The organism is Mesorhizobium sp. 131-2-1 (assembly GCF_016756535.1).
Lineage (GTDB): Bacteria > Pseudomonadota > Alphaproteobacteria > Rhizobiales > Rhizobiaceae > Mesorhizobium.
Genome location: NZ_AP023247.1, coordinates 1,814,013 through 1,834,908 on the forward strand (window position 1 = coordinate 1,814,013; position 20,896 = coordinate 1,834,908).

General features: G+C 65.5%; 22 protein-coding genes. 10 read left to right on the forward strand and 12 right to left on the reverse strand.

All coding sequences use genetic code 11. The features are described from left to right. Window positions 1–10: 10 nt before the first annotated feature. Both JG743_RS08940 and JG743_RS08945 read right to left on the reverse strand, forming a co-directional pair. Window positions 11–442: a hypothetical protein gene (locus JG743_RS08940; RefSeq protein ID WP_202299596.1), complete on the reverse strand. Its 432-nt coding sequence runs from the start codon at window positions 440–442 to the stop codon at window positions 11–13. Between the two features lie 16 nt (window positions 443–458). Beyond that, window positions 459–668, reverse strand: coding sequence for a SlyX family protein (locus tag JG743_RS08945; RefSeq protein ID WP_202299599.1), 210 nt, complete (start codon window positions 666–668; stop codon window positions 459–461). Between the two features lie 205 nt (window positions 669–873). Between JG743_RS08945 and JG743_RS08950 the strand changes: the two genes are divergently transcribed. The 6 genes from JG743_RS08950 to deoA are packed head-to-tail and all read left to right on the forward strand — an operon-like array spanning window position 874 to window position 7,090. Next, window positions 874–2,406 (forward strand): ABC transporter ATP-binding protein, encoded by a 1,533-nt coding sequence (locus JG743_RS08950; protein WP_202299601.1) that lies wholly within the window; start codon window positions 874–876, stop codon window positions 2,404–2,406. Next, complete coding sequence (locus JG743_RS08955; RefSeq protein ID WP_202299603.1) at window positions 2,403–3,542, forward strand: ABC transporter permease; 1,140 nt, start codon at window positions 2,403–2,405, stop codon at window positions 3,540–3,542. Before JG743_RS08950 ends, JG743_RS08955 begins: the two co-directional genes overlap by 4 nt. Before the next feature lies 1 nt (window position 3,543). Next, entirely contained in the window at window positions 3,544–4,515 is a 972-nt protein-coding gene (locus JG743_RS08960) for an ABC transporter permease (RefSeq protein WP_202299606.1), read from the forward strand. Between the two features lie 60 nt (window positions 4,516–4,575). Next, entirely contained in the window at window positions 4,576–4,968 is a 393-nt protein-coding gene (gene cdd / locus JG743_RS08965; protein WP_202299610.1) for a cytidine deaminase, read from the forward strand. Beyond that, on the forward strand, window positions 4,965–5,774 hold the full coding sequence (locus JG743_RS08970) for a purine-nucleoside phosphorylase (RefSeq protein ID WP_202299613.1): 810 nt from the start codon (window positions 4,965–4,967) through the stop codon (window positions 5,772–5,774). The genes cdd and JG743_RS08970 overlap by 4 nt, the downstream gene beginning before the upstream one ends. Further along, window positions 5,774–7,090: a thymidine phosphorylase gene (gene deoA, locus JG743_RS08975; protein WP_202299617.1), complete on the forward strand. Its 1,317-nt coding sequence runs from the start codon at window positions 5,774–5,776 to the stop codon at window positions 7,088–7,090. Before JG743_RS08970 ends, deoA begins: the two co-directional genes overlap by 1 nt. Before the next feature lie 18 nt (window positions 7,091–7,108). Here the strand turns inward: deoA and JG743_RS08980 are convergent, their stop codons facing one another. The 3 genes from JG743_RS08980 to JG743_RS08990 all read right to left on the reverse strand — a co-directional run bounded on the left by JG743_RS08980 (window position 7,109) and on the right by JG743_RS08990 (window position 9,497). Beyond that, on the reverse strand, window positions 7,109–7,672 hold the full coding sequence (locus JG743_RS08980) for a TIGR02281 family clan AA aspartic protease (RefSeq protein WP_202299620.1): 564 nt from the start codon (window positions 7,670–7,672) through the stop codon (window positions 7,109–7,111). Between the two features lie 106 nt (window positions 7,673–7,778). Continuing rightward, window positions 7,779–8,408, reverse strand: coding sequence for a uracil phosphoribosyltransferase (gene upp, locus JG743_RS08985; protein WP_126058358.1), 630 nt, complete (start codon window positions 8,406–8,408; stop codon window positions 7,779–7,781). 114 nt (window positions 8,409–8,522) lie between these two features. Continuing rightward, a complete protein-coding gene (locus tag JG743_RS08990) occupies window positions 8,523–9,497 on the reverse strand; it encodes an adenosine deaminase (RefSeq protein ID WP_202299623.1) in 975 nt (324 codons plus the stop codon). 134 nt (window positions 9,498–9,631) lie between these two features. Between JG743_RS08990 and ubiE the strand changes: the two genes are divergently transcribed. The 3 genes from ubiE to coaBC all read left to right on the forward strand — a co-directional run bounded on the left by ubiE (window position 9,632) and on the right by coaBC (window position 13,568). Then, complete coding sequence (ubiE, locus tag JG743_RS08995) at window positions 9,632–10,408, forward strand: bifunctional demethylmenaquinone methyltransferase/2-methoxy-6-polyprenyl-1,4-benzoquinol methylase UbiE (protein WP_202299626.1); 777 nt, start codon at window positions 9,632–9,634, stop codon at window positions 10,406–10,408. A 42-nt stretch (window positions 10,409–10,450) separates the two neighbouring features. Then, window positions 10,451–12,025, forward strand: coding sequence for a 2-polyprenylphenol 6-hydroxylase (ubiB, locus tag JG743_RS09000; protein WP_202299643.1), 1,575 nt, complete (start codon window positions 10,451–10,453; stop codon window positions 12,023–12,025). Window positions 12,026–12,095: 70 nt separating this feature from the next. Next, window positions 12,096–13,568 (forward strand): bifunctional phosphopantothenoylcysteine decarboxylase/phosphopantothenate--cysteine ligase CoaBC, encoded by a 1,473-nt coding sequence (coaBC, locus tag JG743_RS09005; RefSeq protein ID WP_202299654.1) that lies wholly within the window; start codon window positions 12,096–12,098, stop codon window positions 13,566–13,568. A 36-nt stretch (window positions 13,569–13,604) separates the two neighbouring features. Here the strand turns inward: coaBC and JG743_RS09010 are convergent, their stop codons facing one another. Next, window positions 13,605–14,936: an aspartate aminotransferase family protein gene (locus JG743_RS09010; protein ID WP_202299656.1), complete on the reverse strand. Its 1,332-nt coding sequence runs from the start codon at window positions 14,934–14,936 to the stop codon at window positions 13,605–13,607. Window positions 14,937–15,033: 97 nt separating this feature from the next. On the opposite strand from JG743_RS09010, the gene JG743_RS09015 reads away from it, so the two are divergent. Then, entirely contained in the window at window positions 15,034–15,885 is an 852-nt protein-coding gene (locus JG743_RS09015) for a LysR family transcriptional regulator (RefSeq protein WP_202299659.1), read from the forward strand. Between the two features lie 59 nt (window positions 15,886–15,944). Here JG743_RS09015 and JG743_RS09020 read toward each other — a convergent pair whose 3' ends face one another. From JG743_RS09020 to JG743_RS09045, 6 genes are all read right to left on the reverse strand, one after another. After that, complete coding sequence (locus tag JG743_RS09020) at window positions 15,945–17,396, reverse strand: MFS transporter (RefSeq protein WP_202299661.1); 1,452 nt, start codon at window positions 17,394–17,396, stop codon at window positions 15,945–15,947. Window positions 17,397–17,551: 155 nt separating this feature from the next. Next, on the reverse strand, window positions 17,552–18,037 hold the full coding sequence (locus JG743_RS09025; RefSeq protein ID WP_202299663.1) for a DUF992 domain-containing protein: 486 nt from the start codon (window positions 18,035–18,037) through the stop codon (window positions 17,552–17,554). Between the two features lie 72 nt (window positions 18,038–18,109). Next, window positions 18,110–18,583 (reverse strand): DUF992 domain-containing protein, encoded by a 474-nt coding sequence (locus JG743_RS09030; RefSeq protein ID WP_202299665.1) that lies wholly within the window; start codon window positions 18,581–18,583, stop codon window positions 18,110–18,112. 341 nt (window positions 18,584–18,924) lie between these two features. Further along, window positions 18,925–19,779, reverse strand: coding sequence for a tetratricopeptide repeat protein (locus JG743_RS09035; protein WP_202299674.1), 855 nt, complete (start codon window positions 19,777–19,779; stop codon window positions 18,925–18,927). 188 nt (window positions 19,780–19,967) lie between these two features. Continuing rightward, on the reverse strand, window positions 19,968–20,231 hold the full coding sequence (rpsU, locus tag JG743_RS09040) for a 30S ribosomal protein S21 (RefSeq protein ID WP_126058367.1): 264 nt from the start codon (window positions 20,229–20,231) through the stop codon (window positions 19,968–19,970). 176 nt (window positions 20,232–20,407) lie between these two features. Next, on the reverse strand, window positions 20,408–20,794 hold the full coding sequence (locus tag JG743_RS09045) for an SET domain-containing protein (RefSeq protein ID WP_202299685.1): 387 nt from the start codon (window positions 20,792–20,794) through the stop codon (window positions 20,408–20,410). Window positions 20,795–20,896 lie beyond the last annotated feature (102 nt).

Consider the following 20,896-nt stretch of genomic DNA (forward strand, 5'->3'; position numbering starts at 1 on the left):
CTATAAATGATCAGGGCAGAAGCGCGCCGTCGGCCGACCATGCGCCGGAGAGATAGCCAAGCGCAAAAGCGGCCACCAGCGCCATGGCGATGACAAATCGGCGCCGGCCGCCAAGGGCGTGCAGGCCGACGCCGTAGGGCGGGCGCTCCAGCCTGCGGATCGCCGGTGGCCTTTCCTTGCGGCCGTCGTCGACACCAACGCCTGCCTGCCGCATCTGCGGCAGTTCGGCGATGTGCTGAGTGACCTGCTTCCAGCGGTTGTCCGGTGCGCCTCCCGCCGGCTCGGGGTCGAAGGCGCGCATGCGCTCGGCCAGGCGCAGCACCGCGTCGCGGAAGGCGGGGTCGATTTCAAGGTCGCGTTCGGCGCGCCGGCGCTCGATGTCGTTCATCAGGCCGAACACATAGTCGCCGGCGCGGGCGATGCGGTCGCTTTCACTGGCCATGACGCTTCTCCCTTCCTCACCAATGCGGCGGCTTGGTGACCGGCACGTCGGGCGCGGCCTGGTCCTCCAGGGCAAGGAAGCGGTCGGTCAGCGCGCTGAGCTTGCGTTCCATCCGCTCGATCACCTTCCACTGCTCGGCGATCTGGCCGGACAGTTCCTCGATGGTCTTTTCCTGCTCTGCGGCGCGGATTTCTAGCGTCGTCAGCCGGTCGGCAGGCATGGTCATTTCAAAACCCCGGTCTGTTGGTGCTCGCGGGCGATGCGTCCGGCGTTCCCCATATTAGCGAATGTGAAGGCCCCGGCCACGTTCGAAATTGACAAGCGCGCGGGGATTTGTCGAGAGTGGACAACCCTCCGGCCAATTGGCACGGGCGGGGCGGCATGCTAGGCGTTTTGACCAAGCGATAAAAAAACTGAGTGGGACAGGCTGCATGGCGCAAGCCGCAATCGAGCTGATTGGCATCAACAAGAGTTTTGGCGCCGTGCGCGCCAACCGCGACATCAATCTGGAAGTCGTGCGCGGCACCATCCATGGCATTGTCGGCGAGAACGGCGCCGGCAAGTCGACGCTGATGTCGATCCTCTACGGCTTTTACCAGGCCGACAGCGGCGAGATCCGCGTCGGCGGTCAGGCGGCGTCGATCAAGACACCCAACGACGCCATCGCGCTCGGCATCGGCATGGTGCACCAGCATTTCATGCTGGTCGACAATTTCTCGGTGCTGGAAAATGTCATCCTCGGCGCCGAGAGCGATGCCCTGCTGAAGCGCAGCATCGCCAAGGCGCGTTCGGAGTTGGAACGGCTGGAGCGCGAATACGGGCTGGAGGTCGATCCCGACGCGATCATCGAGGAACTGCCCGTCGGCCTGCAGCAGCGCGTCGAAATCCTCAAGGCGCTCTATCGCGGTGCCGAGATCCTGATCCTCGACGAGCCGACCGGCGTCTTGACGCCGGCCGAGGCCGACCATCTGTTCCGCATTCTCAAGCAGCTCAAGGACCAGGGCAAGACGGTGGTGCTGATCACCCACAAGCTGCGCGAGATCATGGCCATCACCGACACGGTCTCGGTGATGCGCCAGGGCACGATGGTGGCGACCAGGGTGACGAAGGAGACAACGGTCGGGGAACTGGCCGAGCTGATGGTCGGGCGTCGCGTGCTGCTCAGGGTCGAGAAGGGCGAAGCGGAAGCCGGCGCCGTCAAGCTCGCGGTCAAGAACCTGACGGTGAAGGATTCCCGCGGCGTCACCATGGTCGACGACATCTCCTTCGACCTGCGCGCCGGCGAGATCGTCGGCATCGCCGGTGTTGCCGGCAACGGACAGTCCGAACTGCTCGAGGCGATTTCCGGCATCCGCCACGCCGTCTCCGGCTCGGTCATGCTCGACGGCAAGCCGATCGACCTCACCGGCAAGGCCGACCCTGGCGAATTGCGCGACCGTGGGCTGGCCCACGTGCCGGAGGACCGCCACCATGTCGGCCTGGTTCTGGCCTTCGAGGAGAACGAGAACTCGATCCTCGGCTATCACGATGACGAGCGCTATCTGAAGGGGCCGCTCCTCGACATCGAGGCCATTCGCAACGACGCCAAGGACAAGATCGCCAAATACGACATCCGTCCCGCCGACTGCCGGCTGAAGACGGCCAATTTCTCCGGCGGCAACCAGCAGAAGATCGTGCTGGCGCGCGAGATGGAGCAGGATCCGGGCGTGCTGATCGTCGGCCAGCCGACACGCGGCGTCGATGTCGGCGCCATCGAATTCATCCACAAGCGGCTGATCGCCATGCGCGACCAGGGCAAGGCTGTGCTGGTGGTGTCGGTCGAGCTCGACGAGATCCGCTCGCTTTCCGACCGTATCCTGGTGATGTTCGCCGGCCGCATTGTCGGCGAGCGTGGCCCCGAGGCGACCGAAGGCGAGCTCGGCCTGCTGATGGCCGGTGTCGAGCAGCGGGAGGCCGCGGAATGAGCACGCCCTACGCCAAGCTTCCGGCCTGGGCCGATTACGGCCTGATCCCGGTGATCAATCTGTTCGTCGCCTTCGTCGTCGCCGGCTTCGTGGTGGTCCTGGTGGGCGAAAATCCGTTCCGCGCCGCGGTCATCCTGGTCCAGGGCGCCTTCGGCAAGGGGACGGGCATCGCGTTCACGCTTTTCTACGCCACCACCTTCATCTTCAGCGGGCTGTCGGTGGCGGTCGCGGCGCATTGCGGCCTGTTCAACATCGGCGGCGAGGGCCAGGGCTACATAGCCGGGCTCGGCATCGGCGTCGTCTGCCTGGCCTTCGACAGTGTGCTGCCTTGGTGGCTGACCTTTCCGCTGGCGATCGTCGCCTCCGCAGCGATGGGGGCGCTGTGGGCGCTGATTCCGGCCTATCTTCAGGCCAGGCGCGGCTCGCACATCGTGATCACTACCATCATGTTCAACTTCATCGCCGCCAGCGTCATGGTCTACGCACTGGTCGGCTTCCTGAAGCCGGCCGGCTCGATGGCGCCGCAGACGCGCACCTTCCTCGACGGCGCGCAGTTGCCGAAGCTCAACTGGGTCATCGAACTGTTCGGCGCCAAGATCCGCTCGGCGCCGCTCAACGTCTGCTTCCTGCTGGCGCTGCTGATGGCGTTCCTGGTCTGGCTGCTGATCTGGCGCACCAGGCTGGGCTACGAGATGCGCACCTATGGCCACAGCCCGAAGGCGGCGCGCTATGCCGGCATTTCGGAAACGCGCATCGTCATCATCGCCATGATGATCTCGGGCGCGCTGGCCGGCATGATGGCGCTCAACCCGACGATGGGCGACCAGCACAATGTCGCGCTCGATTTCGTCTCCGGCGCCGGCTTCGTCGGCATCGCGGTTGCGCTGATGGGACGTCTGCATCCGGTCGGCATCGTGCTGGCGGCGATCCTGTTCGGCATGCTCTACCAGGGCGGCGCCGAGCTCGCCTTCGAGATGCCGGCGATTTCGCGCGACATGATCGTCATCATCCAGGGCCTGGTCATCCTGTTCGCCGGCGCGCTCGAACACATGTTCCGGCCTTACATCCAGGCGCTGTTCGCCTCGGTCAGCCCGAAGACGGTCGGCATCGAAGCGGTCAAGGGGAAGGGCGCCTGAGATGGATATCTTCATCGCCATTGTGCAGATCCTCGACTCGACCATCCGCCTCTCGGTGCCGCTGCTGCTGGCGTGCCTCGCCGGCCTCTATTCCGAGCGCGCGGGCGTCTTCGATATCGGGCTCGAAGGCAAGATGCTGGTCGGCGCTTTCGGCGGCGCCGCCGCCGCCTCGGTGCTGCATTCGGCCCTGCTCGGCCTCGGCACCGCCATCCTGATCTCGGTTGCTTTCGCCCTGATCCACGGTTTTGCCTCGATCACCCATCGCGGCAACCAGATCGTGTCGGGCGTGGCGATCAATTTCATCGCCGCCGGCTCGACCATCATGCTCGGCCAGCACTGGTTCCAGCAGGGCGGCCGCACGCCGGCGCTGGCACCGGGCGAGCGCTTCGAGGCGATCACCTGGCCCGGCGCCGACGCGATGCGCGACGTGCCGATCATCGGACCGATCTATTCGGAACTGATTTCGGGCCACTCGATCCTGGTCTATTTCGCCTTCCTGATGGTGCCATTCGCCTGGTGGGTGCTCTACCGCACCCGCTTCGGCCTCAGGTTGCGCGCCGTCGGCGAGAACCCGGCCGCCGTCGACACGGCCGGCATCTCGGTCGCCTGGCTGCGCTACCGGGCGCTGATCTGCACCGGCATCCTCACCGGCGTCGCCGGCGCCTATCTGTCGATGGTGCAGAACGGCGGCTTCGTGAAGGACATGACCGCCGGCAAGGGCTATATCGCCCTGGCCGCGCTGATCTTCGCCAAATGGAAGCCGGTCAACGCCATGTTCGCCTGCCTGCTGTTCGGCTTCCTAGACGCGCTGTCGATCCGCCTGCAAGGCACGCCGCTGCCGATCATCGGCAAGGTGCCGGTGCAGTTCATGCAGGCGCTGCCCTATGTGCTCACCGTGATCCTGCTCGCCGGCTTCATCGGCAAGGCGATCCCGCCGCGCGCCGGCGGCGTGCCCTATGTCAAGGAACGCTGAGGCGAACGCGACAGCGGACAAGGCCGGCTTTTGGACAAGATCGTGGGAGAGAACAACCGAATGTCGCATGATCTGTTCGAGGCGGCCAAGGCTGCGATGGCCAAGGCCTATGCGCCCTATTCGAAATTCCCGGTGGGCGCCGCATTGCGCACCGAGGATGGGCGCGTCTTCGCCGGCGCCAATGTCGAGGTGGCCTCCTACCCGGAAGGCTGGTGCGCCGAAACCACCGCGCTCGGGCACTACGTCATGGGCGGCGGCGGCACGATCACCGAGATCGCGGTGATTGCCGAGCGGATGGCCAAGTGCTCGCCCTGCGGCGGCTGCCGGCAGCGTCTGGCGGAGTTCTGCCGGCCGGAGACGAAACTCTATCTTTGCGACAATGGCGGCGTGGTCGAGACCGTGACCATGGGCGACATGCTGCCTTACGGCTTCAGGGGCGACATACTGAAATGATGGAAAAGGCGCTCGATCATCTCGTCGAAAGGCTGGACGGGCTGGCGCCCACGGTGGCGCTGGTGCTGGGTTCGGGCCTTGGCGGCCTCGTCGACAAGGTCGAGGATGCCAGTCGCATTTCCTATGCCGAACTGCCGGGCTTCCCGAGAAGCGGCGTCAGCGGCCACGCCGGCGAGGTCGTGGCCGGCAATTTCGCCGGCACGCCGGTGCTGATGCTGTCCGGCCGCGCGCATTACTACGAGCACGGCAATGCCGCGGCGATGCGCCCGGCGCTGGAGGTGCTGGCCGGCATCGGCATTTCGCAGCTCATCCTCACCAATGCCGCGGGCTCGGTCGATCCGGAGATGGGGCCGGGCTCGGTGATGCTGATCACCGACCACATCAATTTCTCTGGCTCCAACCCGCTGATCGGCGAACCCAGCGACCGCCGCTTCGTCGGCCTCACCGAGGCCTATGATGCCGGCCTGCGCAAGGCGATCGAAAAGGCCGCCAAGGCGACCGGCACCAAGCTCGACAAGGGCGTTTACATGTGGTTCTCCGGACCTTGCTTCGAGACGCCGGCCGAGATCCGCATGGCGCGCATCATGGGCGCCAATGCCGTCGGCATGTCGACGGTGCCGGAGGTCATCCTCGCCCGCTTCCTCGGACTTCGCGTCGCCGCCTGCTCGGTCATCACCAACCTCGCCGCCGGGATGACCGGAGCCGAGCTTTCGCACCAGGAGACCAAGGACATGGCGCCCATCGGCGGCGCGCGGCTGGCGACGATCCTCGAGCGCTTGTTCCGCGACGGGCTGCCGGAGAGCTGATGCTTCCGCAGGAAATCATCCGCCGCAAGCGCGACGGCCACAGGCTGTCGGCGCCTGAGATCGCGGCCTTTGTCCAGGGGCTGACCGCCGGCACGGTCACGGAAGGCCAGGTCGGCGCCTTCGCCATGGCGGTGTTCTTCAACGGCATGAGCCGCGAGGAAGCGGTGGCATTGACGATCGCCATGCGCGATTCCGGCGATGTGCTCGACTGGTCCGACCTGCCGGGCCCGGTCACCGACAAGCATTCGACGGGCGGCGTCGGCGACAATGTCTCGCTGATGCTGGCGCCGATCGTGGCCGCCTGCGGCGCCTATGTACCGATGATCTCCGGCCGCGGCCTTGGCCATACCGGCGGCACGCTGGACAAGATGGATGCCATTCCCGGCTACATAAGCCAGCCGGACGTGGCGCGCTTGCGCAAGACGGTGCTCGAGACCGGCTGCGCCATCATCGGCCAGACCGCCGACCTGGCGCCGGCCGACCGCCGCTTTTACGCCATCCGCGACGTCACGGGCACGGTGGAATCGGTGCCGCTGATCACCGCCTCGATCCTGTCGAAGAAGCTCGCCGCCGGGCTCGGTTCGCTCGTGCTCGACGTCAAGGTCGGCAACGGCGCCTTCATGGAGAAGTCGCGCGATGCGACGGCACTTGCCAGCAGCCTGGTCGAGGTCGCCAACGGCGCGGGCCTGAAAACGTCAGCGCTGGTCACCGGCATGAACGAGCCGCTGGCGTCGGCCGCCGGCAACGCCGTCGAGGTGCGCAACGCGGTCGACTTCCTCACCGGACGCCTGCGCGACCGGCGGCTGGAGGATGTGACGCTGGCGCTCGCCGCCGAGATGCTGCAATCGGCCGGACTGGCGGCGTCGAACCAGGACGGCATCCGGCGCGCCACCGAGACGCTGGCCGGCGGCCGCGCGGCAGCCGTCTTCCAGCGCATGGTGGCGGCGCTTGGCGGCCCCGCCGATTTCATCGACAAACCTGAGAAGTATTTGCCGAAAGCGCCGGTGGAACGCGCCGTGACGGCACCCGGAAACGGCTTCGTCAGCGGCATCGCGACGCGCGAGATCGGGCTTGCCGTGGTCGGGCTTGGCGGTGGGCGCACACGGCCCGACGACAGGATCGATCACGCGGTCGGCATCACCAGGCTGTCGCCGGTCGGCGCCGAGGTGCAGGCCGGCGAGCCGCTGGCGCTGGTCCATGCGCGCACCGCCGCGGATGCCGAGGCCGCTGCGGCGGCCGTGCTTTCTGCCTACACGATCGGATCGTCGAAGCCGGCGGCGGAAAAGACGGTCATCCGGCGCGTCCTGCCACGCTGACAGTCTTGTCCGGCGGCTCTACTGGACCAAGAGCAGCGAGCCGTTCTCGACCTGGTATCTCTGCAACCGCTGCAGGAAGCTCATGCCGATCAGGTTGGTCTGCAACGCCCGGTCGTCGATCACCACCGCCTGGACGTTGTCGACCGAGATCTTGCCGATCTGCAAGCGTTCGACCGTCACCACCGCGGCCTTGATGGAACCATTGGCAGTGTCGACCTCGTGGATGAAATCCGAGGGGTTGAGCGAGATGCCGGCGCGGCGCGCCGTCGAGGTGTTGATGGCGACCAGCGTCGCGCCGGTGTCGATCAGCCCGTCGACCTGGCGGCCGTTGAGCTTGAAGTCGGAGGTGAAGTGTCCGCGCGCATCGGCGTTGACCACCACCTTGCGGCCGAGCGGCAGCGGCGCGACCGGCTTGTCGGGAACCGAGGCAAGGTCCAAGGCGGGCTGCGCTTCGGTCGCAGGCTTGGAGGCGACCGCCGGTTTCAGCAGGCCGTCGAACATGCGCGGGTTCGACTGATAGAGGATCGGTATCGATGCCGATGTTCCGGCAAAGACGCCAAGGAAGAGGAGTTTGCGCAGCATGGGACCGGCCTATGTGAAGGCCGATCCTTAACCCCGACATGGTGTCCTCGGCTTTAACGCGCGCCGAAAGCGAAGGTTTGCGTAAACGAGTGGTAAATTCCCGCGCTCACTTCGTCCCGTACATGCGATCGCCGGCATCGCCGAGGCCGGGCATGATGTAGCCCTTGTCGTTCAACTGGCGGTCGATGGAGGCGGTGAAGACGGGAACGTCCGGATGCGCCTTGGTGAAGCGCTCGATGCCTTCGGGCGCCGCCAGCAGGCACAGGAAGCGAATGTTGGTGGCGCCGCGCCCCTTCAGCTTGTCGATCGCCGCGATCGCCGAATTGGCGGTGGCGAGCATCGGATCGACGACGATCACCAGACGGTCGGCGAGATCGCTCGGCGCCTTGAAGAAATATTCGACCGCCTCCAGCGTGTCGTGGTCGCGGTAGAGCCCGATATGGGCGACGCGCGCCGCCGGCACCAGGTCAAGCAGGCCTTCGAGCAGGCCGTTGCCGGCGCGCAGCACCGAAGCGAAGACCAGCTTCTTGCCCTCCAGCGTCGGGGCCTCCATCGTTTCGATCGGGGTCTCGATCTCGGTCGTCGTCAGCTCGAGATTGCGCGTGACCTCATAGCCCAGCAGCAGCGAGATCTCGCGCAGCAGCCGCCGGAAGCCGGCTGTCGAGGTCTCCTTCTTGCGCATGATGGTCAGCTTGTGCTGGACAAGCGGGTGGTCGACGACGGTGACGCCCTGCATGGTGCTCTCCTGGAATTCCGGCAATTCGAAAGACCCTAGCGACAATGCGGCGGGCAAGGAACCGCTTGGCCGCCACCGATCACAGTTTTTGCCGGAAATTTGCCTGTAAAGGGGTCAGCGCGCGGCGCCGTTCAGCCGGGCGAGAAGCGCGGTCTTCGTCTTCCTGTCGACAAAGGCCGCCTCGATCGCCGTCCTGGTGATGGCGGCAAGCGCCTTGTCCTTGATCCCGAAATGCTCGGTGGCGATGTCATATTCGCGCTTGAGCGAGGTCCAGAAATAGGGCGGATCGTCGGAGTTGAGCGTCACCTTGCAGCCCGCCGCCAGCAATTCCGGAAACGGATGGTCGGCGAAACTGTCGAACACTTTGAGCGCGATGTTAGAGCCCGGGCAGCATTCGAGCACCACGCCTTCGTCGGCGATGCGCCGGACAAGGTCGGGGTTCTCGATGGCGCGCACGCCATGGCCGATGCGGGAGGGGCGGATGTGGTCGAGCGCCGCCTTGACGCTCTCCCAGCCCATCAGCTCGCCGGCGTGGATGGTGATGCCGAGGCCCGCCTCGCGCGCGATCTCGAAGGCGCGGACATAGTCCTCGAAGTCGCCGATCCGCTCGTCGCCGGCGACGCCGAAGCCGGTCACCAGCGGGTGGCCGCAGCGGGCGGCGAAGCGCGCCGCCTGCTCGATCGATTCGACGCCGACATGGCGCACGCCTGTGACGATCATGCGGCCTTCGATGCCGGTCTTGGCCTTGGCGCGCGCCATGCCCTCGCCGAGCGCGTCGGTATAGGCCTTGGGCGACAGGCCGGCCTTCTTGGCATGGTCCGGTGAGGTGAAGACCTCGGAATAGATGGCGCCGTCGCGGGCAAGGCTGGTCAGGTAATGGTCGGCCAGCCGCGCATAATCCTCCTCGGTGCGAAACAGATCGGACGAGAAATCGTAGGCTGCCAGGAAAGAGGTGAAGTCATGCCAGACGAAGGACCCGTCCTTGATATAGGGCGCGGTGTCCTTGCCGTATTTGCGAGCCTGGCTGATGACGAGCTCGGGCGCCGCTGCCCCTTCGATGTGGCAGTGCAGTTCCGCTTTCAAAGGCATTCATTCATCCCGTCGGTTCGGTCCAGGTCGATAAGCCCACCACCTGGAAGCGCGGCCGAACACCGCGCCTTAAACAATAGCGCCCGCACCATCGATCGGCTATGGTCCCGCCGGTTTTATGACGGATCAAAATAATGTCAGTTGAGAGAACCACGGCCGCGGGCGGTATGGAAACCTCCTATGGTTTCAAGCGGGTAGGGGCAGGCGACAAGCAGTCGCTGGTCAACGACGTTTTCCACAAGGTCGCCAATCGCTACGACCTGATGAACGATTTGATGTCGGGCGGGCTGCACCGGCTGTGGAAGGACGCCATGGTGACGTGGCTCAACCCGCCGAAACGGCCGGGCTGGAAGGTGCTCGACGTCGCCGGCGGCACCGGCGACGTCGCCTTCCGCATCGTCGAGGCGAGCGATCGCCACGCGCATGCCACGGTGCTCGACATCAACGGCTCGATGCTCGACGTCGGCCGCGACCGCGCCGAGAAGAAAGGCCTTAGCGAAAACACCGATTTCGTCGAGGCCAATGCCGAGGAATTGCCCTTCGCCGACAACATTTTCGACGCCTATACGATCGCCTTCGGCATCCGCAACGTGCCGCGTATCGAGGTGGCGCTCGGCGAAGCCTATCGAGTGTTGAAACGCGGTGGACGCTTGCTGTGCCTCGAATTCTCCGAGGTCGAGATGCCGCTGCTCGACAAGGTCTACGAGGCCTGGTCGTTCAACGCCATACCCCGGATCGGCAAGGCCGTCACAGGCGACGGCGAACCCTACTCCTATCTCGTCGAATCGATCCGCAAGTTCCCCAACCAGCAGAATTTCGCAGCGATGATTTCGCGCGCGGGCTTCGACCGGGTCTCCTTCCGCAACTATTCCGGCGGCATCGCCGCCCTGCATTCGGGCTGGAAGCTTTGAGGCAGAATTCCTTGAGGCTGGCCAGATCATGAGCAGCGTGCGATGAGCAGCGTCGGCGCCGCCTTTCGGCTCGCTCGGGCCGGCTGGGTGCTGGTCCGCGAGGGCGTCGTCTCGGCTTTGCCGGGCGAGGAGCTCGACGGCCTGCCGAAATTCGGCTGGCGGCTGGCGCGCCTGTTCACCCGCCGTCGCGCGCTGGCCTACAAGCGCGGCGACCGGCTGGCCAAGGCGGTGGTGCGGCTCGGTCCCTCCTATGTCAAGCTCGGCCAGTTCCTGGCGACACGGCCCGACGTCGTCGGCAATGACATGGCGCTCGACCTCGCTCTTCTCCAAGACAAGATGCATACGTTCCCGCAGGCCGAGGCGATCGCCGCCATCGAGGCCTCGCTCGGGCGCAAGGTCGGCGATCTCTACGCCAGCTTCGACGGCGCCGTCGCCGCTGCCTCGATCGCTCAGGTGCACAGCGCCGAGACCATGAAGGAAGGGGCCACCTCCCGCGTGGCGGTGAAGGTCATCCGGCCGGGCGTGCGCCGCCGTTTCTTCCACGACCTCGAAAGCTATTTCCTCGCTGCCCGCATCCAGGAGAAGTACATCCCCTCGTCGCGCCGCCTGCGGCCGGTCGAGGTGACCGAGACGCTGGCGCAGACCACCAGGATCGAGATGGATCTCAGGCTCGAGGCGGCGGCGCTGTCCGAGCTCGGCGAAAACACCAAGGACGATCCGGGCTTCCGCGTGCCTTCGGTCGACTGGGAGCGGACCGGCCGCGACGTCTTGACCATGGAATGGGTCGACGGCGTCAAGATGAACGATATTGCCGGGCTGGCGGAGGCCGGCCACGACCTCAAGGCGATCGCCACCAACCTCATCCAGTCATTCCTGCGCCATACGCTTCGGGACGGCTTCTTCCATGCCGACATGCATCCGGGCAATTTGTTCGTTGAGGCCAACGGCACCATCGTCGCCGTCGATCTCGGCATCGCCGGCCGGCTCGGCAAGAAGGAGCGCCGGTTCCTGGCCGAAATTCTCTACGGCTTCATCGTGCGCGACTACCAGCGTGTCGCCGAGGTGCATTTCGAGGCCGGCTATGTGCCGCGCCAGCACAATGTCTCGGCCTTCGCGCAAGCGATCCGCGCCATCGGCGAGCCGATCCACGGCCAGCCGGCCGAAACCATCTCGATGGCCAAGCTTTTGACGCTGCTATTCGAGGTCACCGAGCTGTTCGACATGGCGACCCGGCCGGAGCTGATCCTGCTGCAAAAAACGATGGTGGTGGTCGAGGGCGTCGCCCGCACGCTCGATCCGGCCTTCAACATGTGGAAGACGGCCGAGCCGGTGGTCGGCGACTGGATCGCCGGCAACCTCGGCCCGCGCGGCCTTCTGGTCGATGCGCGCGACGGCACCAGGGCGCTGTTGGCGCTGGCCCGTCAGGCACCCGATATCGCCGCCCGTACAGAGCGCCTGTCGCGCGAGATCGACCTGATGGCCGAGCACGGGCTGCGCTTCGACGAGGCGACGGCGCGCGCGATCGGCAAGGCCGAGGCGCGCCATACCCGCTCCGGCCGCGTGGCCCTGTGGGTGATCGCGCTGACGCTGCTCTATATCGTGTGGAAGCTCGCTTAGCGATTGGCTTGCCGTCTCCTGATAGCATTGCTATCATTGCAATCAGCGATGCCAAGCAGAGTGCAATCACATGGCCAGCATCACCATTCGCAATCTTGACGACGAGATCAAGGATCTGCTGCGCCGGCTCGCGGCGGAGAACGATCGGTCGATGGAGGAGCAGGCGCGGGTGATGCTCCGGGCCTCGGTCGAAGGTCAAGTCGGGCCCTCTGGCCGCCTCGACCAGATCGAGAAGACGCTGCACGAACTGGCAGGCGCACACCGCCCGGGAGCTCCAGTCGCGTCGACATCAGGCAAGGCCGCCCTGCGAGGCAGCCTCTCCGGCAAGCGCATCCTGCTCATCATCGGCGGCGGCATCGCCGCCTACAAGGCGCTCGACTTGATCCGCCGGGTGCGCGAGCGGGGTGCCGCGGTGCGGGTGGTGATGACATCAGCGGCACAGGAATTCGTCACCACGCTTTCGGCCGGCGCGCTTTCGGCCGACCATGTCTTCACCGAACTGTTCGACCGCAATGACGAGCACGATGTCGGCCATATCCGCCTGTCGCGCGAGGCCGACCTGCTGGTGGTGGCGCCGGCGACCGCCGATTTGATGGCGAAGCTCGCCAACGGCCATGCCAACGATCTCGCCTCGACGGTGCTTCTCGCCACCGACAAGAAGGTGCTGATGGCGCCGGCGATGAACCCCAAAATGTGGTCGCATCCGGCGACCCGCCGCAACCGGGCGGCGCTCCAGAAGGACGGCATTGTCTTCGTCGGCCCGGCCAGGGGCGAGATGGCCGAGAGCAACGAGGCGGGCGAAGGCCGCATGGCGGAACCGCTGGAGATCACTGCCGCGATCGAGACGCTGCTCGACGAGCAGCCGAAGCCGCTTTCCGGCCGCAAGATCATCGTCACCTCGGGGCCGACGCATGAGCCGATCGACCCGGTGCGCTACATCGCCAACCGCTCGTCCGGCAAGCAGGGTCATGCCATTGCGACGGCACTTGCCAGGCTGGGCGCCGATGTGCGGCTGGTCTCCGGTCCAGTCAACATCGCCGATCCGGCCGGCGTCATCACCACGCATGTCCAGACCGCGGCCGAAATGAAGGATGCGGTCGAAAGCCTGTTGCCGGCGGATGCCGCGGTGTTCGTCGCCGCCGTCGCCGACTGGCGCACGGCGAATGCAGCCGGCGAGAAGATCAAGAAGGTGGCGGGTGGGGGGCCGCCTTCGCTGCAGATGGTCGAGAACCCGGACATCCTAGCCGGCGTCGGTCATCACAGGCAGCGTCCGAGACTGGTCGTCGGCTTCGCCGCTGAGACGCAGGATCTGATCAGCAACGCCGAAGCCAAGCTCCGGAAGAAGGGCGCCGACTTCATCGTCGCCAACGACGTCTCGCACGAAAGCGGCATCGGTCCGTCGGGCGTGATGGGCGGCGACCGCAACAAGGTGCGGATCGTCTCCAGGGGCGGCGTCGAGGAATGGCCCGAGATGGGCAAGGACGAGGTGGCGGCTCGGCTCGCCGCCCTTATTGCCGAGCGTCTGAAGACCATCGTTGTCTGAACGCTTCGCCGCCGGAGACGGCTGGCCTCGGCAACCTCATTCTGCGGCGATGCCCGCAACGCCCGCATTCGCAGCAAGCCCGGCTTCGATCGACTCTGAAATGATCCTCAGGCCGAGATCCAGTTCCTCCTCGGAGATGGTCAAGGGAGGGGCGATGCGGAAGACGCCGCCCATCCCCGGAAGCTTGACGATGTTCATGCTGAGGCCGCGCCGGAACGCTTCCGCCGCGATCGCTGCGCCAAGCTGGTGATCGGGAACCTTGCCGTCCTTGACGATCTCGACCCCGAGCAGGAGGCCGCGGCCGCGCACGTCGCCGACACATTCGTAGCGCTGCTTCAGTCCCGATAGCCCGTCGAGCAATTTCGCTCCCAGATGCCTGGCGCGGTCGACGAGCTTTTCGTCTTCCACCACATCGAGGACCGCGAGGCCGACGGCCGCCGGCAGCGGGTCGGAGACATGCGTGGTGTAGAACAGGAAGCCTTTCTCATGCGCTTCTTCCTCGATCTCGGCCGTCGTCATGACGGCCGATAGCGGAAGGCCGGCGCCGATCGTCTTGGAAAGCGTAAGGATATCCGGCGTGACGCCGTCTCTCTGGAAAGCGAACATATGTCCGGTGCGGCCGATACCGGTTTGCGCCTCGTCGAGAATCAGCAGCATGCCGCGCTCTCGGCATTTTTGCTGCAGGGCCGCCAGATAGCCTGGCGGCAGTTCCAATATGCCGCCGCTCGACAGGATCGGCTCGGCGACAAAGGCCGCCAGGCTTCCCGTCGACTGGCTGTCGATCAGATCAAACGCATCGTTCAGTTCGGTCAGCCAGTCCAGGGAGCCGTCGGCATTCCTGAAGCGGGGCCGGAAACTGTTGGGCGCCGGGATTGCAAGGGATCCAACCGCGGCCGGTCCATAGCCCTTGCGGCCGGCGCTGTAGGTCGCCGATGCCGCGGCGCCGGTCATTCCATGCCAGCTCTTCGAGAAGGCGACGATCTCATGCCTGCCTGTCACCAGTTTGGCCATCCGGATGGCTGCTTCGTTGGACTCGGCGCCGGTCGAGAGCAACAGAACCCTGTCGAGCCCGGGCGCCAGCGCCGCGAGGCGTTCGGCAAGCTCCACCACCGGGCGGGACAGCATACCGCTGAAAAGATGCGCGGCCTTTTCCACCTGCCGGCTGACTGCCGAGACGATCCTGGGGTGGGCGTGCCCGAGCAGCGCGCTCATCTGCCCGGAGGTGAAGTCGAGGATGGGTCTGTCGTCGGCATCGTAGACGAACGAGCCGGCGGCGCGCTCAATGATGGCCGGCTCGAAGCTGCCGCCATAGCGAATCAGATGCTTGCGGGCTGAATCCCAAAACCCGCGCTCCAGGTTCTTCGACATCACACGGCTCCACGATTGTGTTCACCATGACCAATAGCGGTTGCGGTTGATGCAGTAAAATTGATAGTGTTTGCATTCGGATATCAATGGATTTGATATGCAGGCTCCACTGGATCTCAAGCTGCTGGCGACATTCGTGCGCGCGGCCCATTCGGGGACCCTCAGCGCGGTGGCCGTGCAGGTCGGGCGCACGCAATCGGCCGTGACCATGCAGATACAGCGGCTCGAGGAAGCCCTCGGCCAGAGCCTGTTTCATCGCAGCGGCAGCGGGGTGCGGCTCACCGGCAGCGGTGAGCGCTTCCTGGCCTATGCCGAGCGCATCCTCAAAATCCACGACGAGGCGATCTCGGCGCTCTCCGACAAGGGCCTGCACGGTTCGATCATCTTCGGCAGTCCCGAAGATTATCTGAGCGCGTTCTTTCCGGCGCTGCTGAAGGGCTTCGGCACCGTTTACCCCGATGTCGAAATCAAGGTCGTTTCGGCGCCGACGGTCGAATTGCGAACGCTGCTCAACGCGCGCCAGATCGACCTGGCGCTGGTCTCCAGCCCGAATGCAAACGATGCGCATGTGCGCACGGAACGGCTGGTATGGGTAGGCAGCAAGCCGGCGCTGGACCACTACGATTTTGGCGACATCGTTCCGATGGCGTTGTCGGCGTCGAACGCCATCGACCACAAGGCGGCTTGCGAGGCGATGGCGCGCGCCGGACTGCGCTACAAAATATCCTATGCCAGCAACAGTCTTGCTGGCTTGATCGCCGTTGCGCGGTCAGGTCTGGCAATAAGCGTGATGACCGAGGATGCGGTGCCGTCCGACCTCCATATTCTGGGCGCGCCGCTTCCGAGGCTGCCCCGGCTTGGCATTCTGATCGCCTTTGCCGACTCCGAACGATCCCCGGCGGTCGAGGCTTTCGCCGATCACATCCGCAGCGTTCTTCCGTCTCTGTGAGACTACGGTATCCGATTCCCGACTTTGCTCGGACACTGGGCCAACTCCAGGCCGGGAGGTCAGCCCGCCGCCTCCTGCGGTCGCGCGGTCGGTATCGCGATCTTGATGGCCGCGAGGCAACCGACGACGCCGAGCGGCACGAAGGCGAGGAACAGCCAACTGGCGACGTTCGCCGCCGCGTCGCGGTTCAACCCTTCGGAAAAGCCGCTGGCGTTGGCGATGATGCCGGCGAGCGCCGCGCCCACTGCATAGCCGATGCGCTGCATGGTCGGCACCGCGGCGGAGGCGATGGTCTGCTCGTCGCCGCTGGCCGAGGCGACGATGACGCGCGTCAGGAATGGCCAGCAGACGCCAAAGCCGCCGCCCTGCAGCAAGGCGCAAAGCAGGATCAGCGGGATCGAGCCTGCCGGGATGGTATAGGCGAAGCCGGCGAGGCCGGTTGCGATCATCAGCGCGCCGACGACGATGATCAGCCTCTCGCGCTCCAGCGGCGCATTGGCGATGAGGATCGAGAGGATCGACCAGGCGATCGATTCGGCGGCGATGATGTAGCCCGTGGTCAGGATCGGGATGCCGTGCAGCGTGGTCAGCAACAGCGGGCCATAGATGGCGAAGGAGACGGTCGCCACGGAGAATGCCGCAACCATGGTCATGCCGCTGCCAACCGGCGTGCGCCAGGAGAACAGCCGCGACGGGAACAGCCGTGAGCGCGGCTTCCGCGCATCGACGCGGAAGAACAGCACGAGGCCGAGCAGGCCGAGGCCCAGCAGCAGCGAGGAACGCAGCAGGGCGACATCGACGCCGGCGCTGGCGATCAGCACGACGCTGACGGCGAGGCAGCCGAGCGCGGCATAGGGGAAGGGCGGCGCCCTGCCCTTTTCCACCTGCGGCCTGGTCGCCTGCGGCGTGTCGAGCACGATGAAGCTTGCCAGCGCCATGGCGGTGCCGCCGACCGTGAAGATGCCGAATGCCCAGCGCCACGACAGAAGCTCGGCCATGATGGCGCCAAGCATCGGGCCGCTGAAGGCGGCGACGCCCCAGATCGCCGACATGATGCCGAAAAGCTGCGGCCAGATGTTGCGCGGAAACAGCCGCTCGACCGAGACGAAGGCCAGCGACACCAGCGCGCCGCCGCCCAGCCCCTCGACCAGACGCCCGGCGAGAAAAATCGGCATCGAGGGCGCGGTGGCGCAGATCAGCGCGCCGGTCGCATAGAGCAAGGCGGCAACCATCATGTTGGTGCGCAGCGCCACATAACTTACCAGGCGTCCGGCGGCGGCGCCGGCGACGATGGCGCCAAGCTCGTAGATCGCCAGCGACCAACCGACCAGCTGCACGCCGGCCAGTTCGCCGACCATGGCCGGCATCACCGTCGCCACCATCGTCTCGTTGGTGGCGTGCAGCAGGATGCCAAGGCTGATGAAGCAGAAACGCGCCAGGTCACCGCTGGCCCACAGCGCCCGCCAATCCACCCTGTTGCCGCCCGTCTTGCCGCCGCCTCCCGCCGTCACGTCGATCTCCTGCTTGCCATTCCCACCCTCATCCGCAGCGCGAAGGGGCGCCAGATCCAGTTCGGCAGAGCTTGTAGAACCTCAAGCGCGGTTCAGCTCAAGAGGCTTTTTGAGGAATGGCTCGGCGAGAAGCCCAGCCGGCTTTGATCGAAAGGTCAGTTCTCGGTGCTGCGCAGCTGGAACTGGGCGACGCCGATGGCGATGTTGATGCCGCTCTGCGTCTGCACGCTGAGCGGTTGCAAGGTGAACGCCTGCGAGGAGCCGCCGACCAGAAGGTTGGCGCCGGCGCCGACCGCCGCCGTCACCTCGGCGCTGGCGCCGACATAGTCGCCGGCGAGCGCGCCCGGCGCATAGATGTTCTTCAACGGCGTCAGCACCAGCCACCGCATCACGCTCTGCTTTGTCGTGCCGATGTCGAGCCCATATTTGTTGACGGCGCCGAAGTAGGCTTCCGGCGCAAAGGTCTTGTCCGCCGGGGTGAAGGTGCAGCTCAGATCCTTGCTGGAGCCGAAGATGAAGCCGGTGCCGCCGCCGATGGCGCAATCGAGCGCGCCGAGCTCCACGCCCTGGTCTTGGGCAAGGGCCGATCCCGCACAGGCGGCAGCGGCAGTGACAGCGGCGATGATGATGGTCTTGTGCACGGCGGTCCCCCAAAAGCATGCGGCGCGAAACAGTATCCTGTTCCGCGCCGCACGTAAGGGAGCAACTAAGCCTTATTTGAAGGAGTGGACCAGCTCCAGCGAGGTCACCGCGACCGCCAGGTTGACGCCGGTCTGCGCCTGGACGCTGAGCGGCTCCAGCATGAAGGCGCTGTTCAGCCCGCCGACCAGGAGATTGGCGCCGCCGCCGGTGACGACGCTCGCCTCGGCATTGACGCCGTAATAGTTGCCGGCAAGGTCGCCTTCGTCATGGCTGCGGGTGGCGGCCAGAACCGCCCAGGCGAGCTGGCCCTGATGCGTCTGGCCGACATCGACGCCGAGCTTGGAGATCATCCCGGTATACTGCTCGGATGGCCCATGGTGATAGGGGCGGAAGGTGCAGGACACGCCCTTGTTCGACGTGATGACATAGCCGACGCCGCCATCGATGGTGCAATCGAGCGTGCCAAGCCGGAGCGTGCCGGCGTTGACGGGGAGCGCGAGGACCGTAGTGGCAAGCGCGGCCGCAAAGGCAAGTTTCTTGATCATGGCAAAAAGGTCCTTTCGCAAAAATTGGCCCCGGTTAACGGTCGAGGTGCGTGGAGCGTTCCGCCGAAAACTTGGCACGAACATGGCAAGGGTTAACGCTTTGCCCGCGGCGGTTAGCCTGGGGTGGCGGCAGTTCGTCACCGGACATGGCTTGCGGATTGTCACGCCCACGGGCTGAGAGTCAGTTTTCAGGTGGAGGGCTCAGTGGCGCCACATGCACCCCAAATGCTGACCAGGCCTTCCGGCTCGATACGCAAAAGGTTGCGATTTCCGCGTCCCGCCCGGCCCTACGCTGGGGAGCAGACCCTGTGGACGGGGCGTCGCGGCGTGCCGGCCCGGTATCAGCCGGTGCTGGCAGTGCCGGTGCGCGACAGGCCGTCCTTGGCCGGCTGGTAGGTCGGGTCGAGATGGATCGCCTCGCGGTAGGATTTCGCCGCCCGTGCCTTGTCGCCGCGCCGCTCGTAGATCAGCGCCTGGTTGGCCCAGGCCTCCGCGTTCTTGCCGTCGAGCTTGATGGCCATGTTGAAGTCGGAGAAGGCGTTGTCCTCGTCGTTCATCGCAAGGTAGGAGAGACCGCGGCCGTTGTAGGGCTCGGCGGCGTCCGGCGCCAGCGAGATGGCGGTCGAGAAATCCTCGATGGCGAATTTGTGCTGGCCCTGGCTCTGATAGATCAGGCCGCGATTGTGGTAGGCGCGGGCATCGGTCGTATCGAGCTGGATCGCCTTCTGGAAGTCGTTGAAGGCTTCCTGGGTCCGGCCCGCCTTGCGGTAGAGATTGCCGCGGCCGATATAGGCGGCGTCGTAATTGGCGTTGATCTGGATCGAGCGGTTGTAGTCGGCAAGCGCCGCCGCCTGGTTGCCGAGGAAGCGCTGGATAAGCGCGCGGTTCGAATAGGCCTGGTAGAAATTCGGATTGAGCTGGATGGCGGTGTCGAAGTCCTTCAGCGCCGCCTGGTACTGGCCGCCGCGGCCATAGGCCGAACCGCGCACATTGTAGCCTTCGGGATCCTGCGGATTGCGCTGGATCACGGCCGACAGCGATGAGATGTTCTCGGTCGAGCCTTGCGCCTTGTCGATGTTGTTGAACTCGCCGGTCGGGGCCGTCTGGCATGCGGCAAGCGCCAGGCCCGAGAGCAGGGCCGCCGTCAGGGCGAAGCCGCGAAAAGCGGTTTTGCGCTCCACGGAAATTGCGTTCATCTCTGTCCTCACTGCCGCCGCGCCGTCAGGTCCGTTCCCTCTCCGAACCGGGGTCCAAAACATCTCAAGTGTTAGTGCGTACGTCGTGCGTCCAACAGGCCGCACGTCGCTCTAAACAAAAGGGTGGCGGCGATTCCGCATCGCGCCACCCTTGGGTATCCTTCGAAAAGGACGAAAAATTGGCGGTATCAGCGCGGCGAACGCGCAGCACCCGCAGCGCCAGCCGGAGCCGGACGCGGGGTCATCGGCAGCAGGCCTTCGCGCTGGGCGCGCTTGCGGGCTAGCTTGCGGGCGCGGCGCACGGCTTCCGCCTTTTCGCGGGCGCGCTTCTCGGAAGGCTTCTCGTAGTGACCGCGCATCTTCATTTCGCGGAAAATGCCTTCGCGCTGCATCTTTTTCTTCAGCGCGCGAAGCGCCTGATCAACATTGTTGTCGCGGACGAGTACCTGCACGGGCAATCCTGTCTTTCGGGTTTGATATCAACAGGCAAACGGCCATAGCCGCTATGCCTCCGCGGCGAGTTGCACCGCGAATTGTGGCGGCTGATAGCAGAATCAGGCCGTCCTGTCCACTGCCGAATGCAATCGGGCAGCCAAATTGCAACTGGCCGCCGCCGGTTGGCGTTTCGCTAGGCGGTCGCCAGGTGAAGGCGGGCGAAATCCTCGAAGAATTCGCCGTAGTCGCAGGTTATTTCCTCACCCTCGGCGATGTCGCGGGTCGCCGTCGCGCCGCCATATTGCGAGAAGTCGGTGTTCGGCCGCTCGGCATGGTTCATGAAGCGGCCATTGTCGACCTCATAGACCATGAAGCCCGGCCGATCGGGACTCGGATAGGCGTAACGGTCGAGCAACTCTTTCAGATGCGGGGGCGCTGCGTCGTATTTCTCGATCGGGATCAGCCGGTCGAAATCCGGATCGAGGCGCCAGATCGAGGCTCCCTTGCGGATCGGCTCGGCGGCGAAAACGCCGACGCCTTCGATGGCGCTCTGGGCGACGTAAGTCCTGATCAGCAGCATTGTTACCGTCCGTCTTCGACGACAAAACGGAATCGCCAAATCGGCAGCGAAATGCAAGGCCGCTTCGCGACATTTTCGGCTGGCGGGTGTCGACGATGCCCG

Excerpts from the sequence above, each read along its gene's own strand:
- JG743_RS08940 (WP_202299596.1), bottom strand. The coding sequence starts at position 442 with ATGGCCAGTGAAAGCGACCGCATCGCCCGCGCCGGCGACTATGTGTTC.
- JG743_RS08945 (WP_202299599.1), bottom strand. The coding sequence starts at position 668 with ATGACCATGCCTGCCGACCGGCTGACGACGCTAGAAATCCGCGCCGCA.
- JG743_RS08950 (WP_202299601.1), top strand. The coding sequence starts at position 874 with ATGGCGCAAGCCGCAATCGAGCTGATTGGCATCAACAAGAGTTTTGGC.
- JG743_RS08955 (WP_202299603.1), top strand. The coding sequence starts at position 2,403 with ATGAGCACGCCCTACGCCAAGCTTCCGGCCTGGGCCGATTACGGCCTG.
- JG743_RS08960 (WP_202299606.1), top strand. The coding sequence starts at position 3,544 with ATGGATATCTTCATCGCCATTGTGCAGATCCTCGACTCGACCATCCGC.
- cdd (WP_202299610.1), top strand. The coding sequence starts at position 4,576 with ATGTCGCATGATCTGTTCGAGGCGGCCAAGGCTGCGATGGCCAAGGCC.
- JG743_RS08970 (WP_202299613.1), top strand. The coding sequence starts at position 4,965 with ATGATGGAAAAGGCGCTCGATCATCTCGTCGAAAGGCTGGACGGGCTG.
- deoA (WP_202299617.1), top strand. The coding sequence starts at position 5,774 with ATGCTTCCGCAGGAAATCATCCGCCGCAAGCGCGACGGCCACAGGCTG.
- JG743_RS08980 (WP_202299620.1), bottom strand. The coding sequence starts at position 7,672 with ATGCTGCGCAAACTCCTCTTCCTTGGCGTCTTTGCCGGAACATCGGCA.
- upp (WP_126058358.1), bottom strand. The coding sequence starts at position 8,408 with ATGCAGGGCGTCACCGTCGTCGACCACCCGCTTGTCCAGCACAAGCTG.
- JG743_RS08990 (WP_202299623.1), bottom strand. The coding sequence starts at position 9,497 with ATGCCTTTGAAAGCGGAACTGCACTGCCACATCGAAGGGGCAGCGGCG.
- ubiE (WP_202299626.1), top strand. The coding sequence starts at position 9,632 with ATGTCAGTTGAGAGAACCACGGCCGCGGGCGGTATGGAAACCTCCTAT.
- ubiB (WP_202299643.1), top strand. The coding sequence starts at position 10,451 with ATGAGCAGCGTCGGCGCCGCCTTTCGGCTCGCTCGGGCCGGCTGGGTG.
- coaBC (WP_202299654.1), top strand. The coding sequence starts at position 12,096 with ATGGCCAGCATCACCATTCGCAATCTTGACGACGAGATCAAGGATCTG.
- JG743_RS09010 (WP_202299656.1), bottom strand. The coding sequence starts at position 14,936 with ATGTCGAAGAACCTGGAGCGCGGGTTTTGGGATTCAGCCCGCAAGCAT.
- JG743_RS09015 (WP_202299659.1), top strand. The coding sequence starts at position 15,034 with ATGCAGGCTCCACTGGATCTCAAGCTGCTGGCGACATTCGTGCGCGCG.
- JG743_RS09030 (WP_202299665.1), bottom strand. The coding sequence starts at position 18,583 with ATGATCAAGAAACTTGCCTTTGCGGCCGCGCTTGCCACTACGGTCCTC.
- JG743_RS09035 (WP_202299674.1), bottom strand. The coding sequence starts at position 19,779 with ATGAACGCAATTTCCGTGGAGCGCAAAACCGCTTTTCGCGGCTTCGCC.
- JG743_RS09045 (WP_202299685.1), bottom strand. The coding sequence starts at position 20,794 with ATGCTGCTGATCAGGACTTACGTCGCCCAGAGCGCCATCGAAGGCGTC.